Origin of the sequence: Streptomyces sp. H39-S7 (genome assembly GCF_027158205.1) — a bacterium.
GTDB lineage: Bacteria > Actinomycetota > Actinomycetes > Streptomycetales > Streptomycetaceae > Actinacidiphila.
Window position 1 is genome coordinate 909 of record NZ_JAPVLU010000118.1, and the last position, 3712, is coordinate 4620.

General features: G+C 70.6%; 5 protein-coding genes and 1 pseudogene. 3 read left to right on the forward strand and 3 right to left on the reverse strand.

What is annotated here, in order from left to right; all coding sequences use genetic code 11:
• A partial coding sequence (locus tag O3X23_RS43550; protein ID WP_269280845.1) for a hypothetical protein occupies window positions 1-605 on the reverse strand: 605 nt, incomplete at its 3' end.
• A 324-nt stretch (window positions 606-929) separates the two neighbouring features.
• Here O3X23_RS43550 and O3X23_RS43555 point away from each other — a divergent pair.
• The 3 genes from O3X23_RS43555 (at window position 930) to O3X23_RS43565 (ending at window position 2367) form a co-directional block, all read left to right on the forward strand.
• Window positions 930-1277, forward strand: a complete 348-nt coding sequence (locus O3X23_RS43555; RefSeq protein ID WP_269280848.1) for a PadR family transcriptional regulator — start codon at window positions 930-932, stop codon at window positions 1275-1277.
• 116 nt (window positions 1278-1393) lie between these two features.
• A complete protein-coding gene (locus tag O3X23_RS43560) occupies window positions 1394-2113 on the forward strand; it encodes an HD domain-containing protein (protein ID WP_269280853.1) in 720 nt (239 codons plus the stop codon).
• Window positions 2110-2367 (forward strand): hypothetical protein, encoded by a 258-nt coding sequence (locus O3X23_RS43565; protein ID WP_269280856.1) that lies wholly within the window; start codon window positions 2110-2112, stop codon window positions 2365-2367. The genes O3X23_RS43560 and O3X23_RS43565 overlap by 4 nt, the downstream gene beginning before the upstream one ends.
• A 318-nt stretch (window positions 2368-2685) precedes the next feature.
• Here the strand turns inward: O3X23_RS43565 and O3X23_RS43570 are convergent, their stop codons facing one another.
• Both O3X23_RS43570 and O3X23_RS43575 read right to left on the reverse strand, forming a co-directional pair.
• A complete protein-coding gene (locus O3X23_RS43570; RefSeq protein WP_269280860.1) occupies window positions 2686-3360 on the reverse strand; it encodes a class F sortase in 675 nt (224 codons plus the stop codon).
• 44 nt (window positions 3361-3404) lie between these two features.
• Window positions 3405-3712 (reverse strand): annotated as a pseudogene (locus O3X23_RS43575) (hypothetical protein); the annotation flags it as partial.

Below are 3712 nucleotides of genomic sequence, written 5' to 3' on the forward strand. Positions count from 1 at the left end.
AGGGCGTAGCCGTACTCGCCGGGGCTCAGGTATCCCATCCGGTGCCAGGGGTCGTCCCGGCGGCCGGTGAGCATCCGGTCGGTGAGCTCGCCGACGGGCATCACCGAGTACCCGGCCGCCTTTGTGTAGTCATCCGCAGCGTTGGCCGACAAGACGCCCATGCCGAGGTACACGGTCACCAGGTCGGTGAGCCGCTCCTCCTCGCTGTGGGAGATGCCCAGCTCGGCGACGCGCCCCTCGCCGATCAGCCGGGCATGCGCCAATTCGTGCGCGACGAGCCCTGCGAACGAGTCCGGCCGGGCTGCCACGCGGCGGTCCAGCTCGATCACCGCCCGGCCGAGCACCCTGCGGTACTCACCGACCTGATGCTTCCTGTCCTGGACATCCTCCGGGGACTCCACAAGCAGCACACCGATACCGGAGACGTCCGCGCCCATCACCGCGCCGACGCGGCGCACCAGCAGCTCGGCGTGTTCCTGCGAGCCGGTGAAATCCGCCGGGACGAACCCGGGGAGCGCGATCTCGCGTGGCGGCGTCGCGGGTCCGAACTCCTCGACGCACCACCGCAGCCACCGCTCGGTCCAGGCTCGTTGCTTCTCCGGCACCGGACACGCCCCCGGTGGGTCGGCCCGCACCCATGGTTTCGGTCCCGTCGTGCTGATCGTGCTGGGCCGTCGGGCCCTACCGCGCAGCCAGGCCGAGATCGGGTCCGGTACCCATCCGTCCATAACTCCCCAGACAATCCGGTGGGCGACATCCGGTCGCCCTCCCGTCCTGAGGTGAGACGTCTGTCGGCCCCCGGCAGTTTCGCCGGCCGGGCCGAGCGCTGATCCCGCCCAGGGGCCGAGTCTTCGGGCGTGGCTCGTCCCGCGGGACTCCTGGTTCCCACATCCTAGACATGCGATATATAGGCTATGTAGATTAAGGGAATGACGAAGCGGCGTATGACCTTGCAGACCCAACTGGTCCTGCGAGCACTGCTGGAGCATCCCGCCAAGGAGCGTTACGGCTTGGAGCTGTGCGATCTGGTGGGACTGCCGTCGGGCACGATCTATCCGATCCTGGCCCGCCTGGAGGAGTTCGGCTGGGTGGAGAGCGCCTGGGAGGACCCGGCTGTCCATGAAGCGGCCAGGCGCCCGCGCCGGCGGTTCTACCGAATCACCCATGAGGGCGCCGAGCAGGCCCGGGAGGCGCTCGCGCGTACTTACCGCTCCGGCAAGCGCCCCGTTGCGGGCTGGGTCGCCGCGCAGCCCACCACCGGCGGAGGGACACCATGAAACGCCGACAGCGGTTAGCCGGCGGGCGCGACACCCGGCCCAGTACCCCCCTGTCCGAGACCCTCGCTCCCGTGCTTGGTGCCGTGCGGGTTCGGCATCCCCACGCGGACGCAGCGGTGATCGAGCGTTCCTACGCAACGGCCGCCGAGTGGCACCAGGGCCAACGACGCCGCAGTGGCGACCCCTACGTCACCCACCCGCTCGCGGTCGCACAGATCGTCGCCGACCTCGGCATGGACCACCACACCGTGTGCGCCGCCCTGCTGCACGACCTCCTGGAAGACACCGAATATCCCGCGGACCGGCTCGCGGGTGAATTCGGACCGGACATCGCGGACCTGGTCGCCGCAGTGTCCGACGCCACCGCAGTACAACAGGCCCTGACCGCCCTCAACGCAGCGCCGGCCGCAGCGATCTCGGCACGCGATCGAGCCGTCCTGGTCCTCAAACTGGCAGACCGGCTCCACAACATGCGCACCGTGCGCTTTCTGGACCGCGCCAGACAGCACGTCAAGGCCCAGCAGACCTTGGACCTCCAAGCGCCGGTGGCCGACGCCCTGGGGCTGGACCAACTCAGCGGCGAACTGCGCCGCCTCTCCTCGGCCGCCCTGCCCTCCGCGGACTGTCCCGCCACGCTCTGCCGCCAGGTCCTGGCCGTGACGACACTGCTCCTGCCCACAGCAGCGCGGACGCGATGGCTGCAGGAGTGGACCGGCGAACTGGGCGCTCTCCCCACCTGCCGCGCACGGATGTGCTTCACCGTCCACATCATCGTTCGCATGCCGCACCTGGCACTCATCCTGCGCCGCCCCCGCCCAGGCAGCCTCCCGTGGTGAGCAACACCCTGACCACAGCGCAGGGCGCGCTGGGAACGAGCGGAGCAGTCGTGCTCGCAGCGGTGCACCAGGGCCTCACCGTGTGGGCGGCCGCCCTCCTCGCCGGGGAAGTCCTGATCCTGCTCACGGCGGTCCTGTTCGCTCGCAGCGACACACCAGCCCGCCGCCTGAGCGCGCTGATCCACGCCTGGCATGCCCCCGCTCCCGCCCCGGCCCCCGTCCAGCAGAGCGGCGACGAGTCGGCCGGGCCCTGATTTCCGCCCCGGGCAGCCGCGGAACGGACCCCGGGAAGCCACAGGCCTTCCGCGCCGGGTACGAGGAGGCACTTGCGTCCCTGGCGAGCCAGGCATCGCACGGTCGGGGACGGGGACCCGGATGCCGCACGAGGGCATGTGGCGCAGGTACGCCGGCTCAGTACGTGCGAACGGCTCCGATCAGTCTGCCGTCCGCCGCACTTCGGGGCCCTCGGGTCCTGACCCGCACACGGGGCATGCCTGCGGCAGCGGGTCGAGTCCGCATCGTCTCGTTCGGCTCGACCCGCTGCGCGTCGGTACGCTGTCCCGTCGTCCGCGCTATGCGGTTCCTGTCATGCGGGCGAACACCACCACATTGCTGTCGTAGTAGTGCTTCTTGGTGTCGAACTCGCCGCCGCAGGTGACCTGGCGCAGGCCCGCGTAGTCGAGATTCTTGTAAACCTCGAGCGTGGGGAACTTGGCCTTCGGGTATTCGGCGACCCGTTCGACCGTGAACATGGCCGTTTTGCCGTCCTGCCGGGCCACTTCGATGGTGTCACCGGCCTTCATCGTCTTCAGTTTCGCGAACACGGCCGCCGCGCCGTTCCAGGTGACATGGCCGGCGATCACGGCCGGACCCTTGGAGCCGGGCGTCGGCCCAGGCTCGTACCAGCCCGCGAGATCAGGGTCCTTGGGGGACTTCATGACTCCGTCCTTGTCCTGCCGCAGCGTCTCCAGGGTGCTGGAGACGCCGAGGGACGGGATGGTGATCTTCTCCGGCTCCGACCGGGCAAGGGCGGGCGCGGCCTGGCTCCCACCCGATCCGTTCGGCGATCCCGCGCCGGTCGCCGGGCCCCCGGGGGTCTCGCCCTGCGCGGCGTTCTGTGCCTGGCGAGCCGGGGGCTCCGAGGAGCCCTGGCCCGCGCACCCGGCCAGACTCAGCACGGCGAGGGCGAGAGCGGCGGCCGCAAGGGGACCGGTGGCCCCGCGGCCGCGGGGCCGGGCGGTGGACACGACTGGTGCAGGATGCGCGGTCGGTGCGGAGGCCCGTCCGCGATTCACGCGGCGCTCCCCGTGGATTCCGTCAGGACAGCGGCCAGCGCACGGCGTCGCCTCACGACGACGATCGCGCCGACCATCGCCAGGGATACGGATACCGCGCCTCCGGCCACTGCCGCCGGCATCGCCGCGCTCTGTGGGGAGCCGCCACCGGTCTCGATGCCGCCGACCGGAATGGATCCCACGGACGCGCCCATGACCATTCCGCAGTCGGTCGGAGCCGTGGCCTCCTGGGGGAGCTTCGGGTCGAGCTCGCTCGGACCGGCCCCATCGAAGTCGTACTTGTCGTTCTTGTTGCGGTCGATGC